Below are 1,214 nucleotides of genomic sequence, written 5' to 3'. Positions count from 1 at the left end.
TCCTCAAGGGTTCCGCGGCGTCCCGCGTCTCCCTCTCGGCCATGCCTCCGGCGTCTCGGACGCGCGGAGCCGAACGCGCGTGGGCCCGCCCGTTGACAGCCGCCCCCGCCAGCGGGCACCCCCGCGGGCCACCGGCGTGCCCGGGACGTAGCGACCACGCGGGCCAGGACCCGGGCATGAGCCGGTTCACCTTCATCCACGCCGCCGACCTGCATCTCGGCAGCCCCTTGAGCGGGCTGGCCGCGCGCGATCCCGAGATCGCCCGGCGCCTCGCCGCGGCCGGGCGGCAGGCCTTCGAGGATCTCGTCTCCGAGGCGATCGCGCGCGCGGTCGCCTTCTTGGTGATCGCGGGCGACGTCTACGACGGCGACTGGGCCGACAACACGATCGGGCTGTTCTTCGCGCGCCAAGTGGCCCGGCTCGACCGGGCCGGCATCCCGGTCTTCCTCGTGCGCGGCAACCACGACGCCGAGAGCGTGATCACCCGGGCGATCAGCCTGCCGGCCTCCGTCCACACCTTTCCGCCGACCCGGGCCGACACCCACCGGCTCGACCACCTGAAGGTCGCGATCCACGGCCGCTCCTTCCCGAACCGGGCCGTGCCGGAGAACTACGCCCTCACCTACCCGGCCGCCGTGCCGGGCTGGTTCAACGTCGGGTTGCTCCACACCTCCTGCACCGGCCACGCCGCGCACGAGACCTACGCGCCCTGCTCCGTCGCGGATCTGGCGGCCAAGGATTACGGCTACTGGGCGCTCGGCCACATCCACGAATACGCCGAGCTCGCCCGGGATCCCTGGATCGTCTTCCCCGGCAACCTGCAGGGCCGCAGCGTGCGCGAGTGCGGCCCGAAGGGCGCCGTCGCCGTCACCGTCGCGGACGGGCGCGTCGCGGGCCTGGAGCGCATCATCGTGGACCGGGCCCGCTTCCACCGCCTCGCGGTCGATCTCGCGGAGGCCGGGGACGAGCGCGCGGCGGTCGCCCGGGTCGAGGCGGCGCTCCGCCCCCTCGCCGCCGAGAGCGCGGGCCGCCTCGCCGCGGTGCGGATCCACCTCACGGGCGAGACGCCGGCCCACGACCGGCTCGCCGCCGACCGCGACGGGCTCGCGGCCGAGATCCAGGCCGCGGCCCACCGGGTCCACGAGGACGTCTGGCTGGAGCGCCTGAAGATCGAGACGCGCCGTCCCCGGAGCCCCCTCCCCGCCCCGGCGGGC

Annotated in this window: 1 protein-coding gene; it reads left to right on the top strand. The window is 75.5% G+C overall.

Annotated features, from left to right (window positions below; all coding sequences use genetic code 11):
- Positions 1 to 176 precede the first annotated feature (176 nt).
- Positions 177 to 1,214: DNA repair exonuclease (locus AX737_RS02080; RefSeq protein ID WP_066918624.1), on the top strand; the 1,038-nt coding region annotated here is incomplete at its 3' end.

Source organism: Methylobacterium sp. CCH5-D2 (assembly GCF_001556475.1).
GTDB lineage: Bacteria > Pseudomonadota > Alphaproteobacteria > Rhizobiales > Beijerinckiaceae > Methylobacterium > Methylobacterium hispanicum.
The sequence above is the reverse complement of the archived record's forward strand: the minus strand, read 5'-3'. Positions and strand labels throughout refer to the sequence as shown.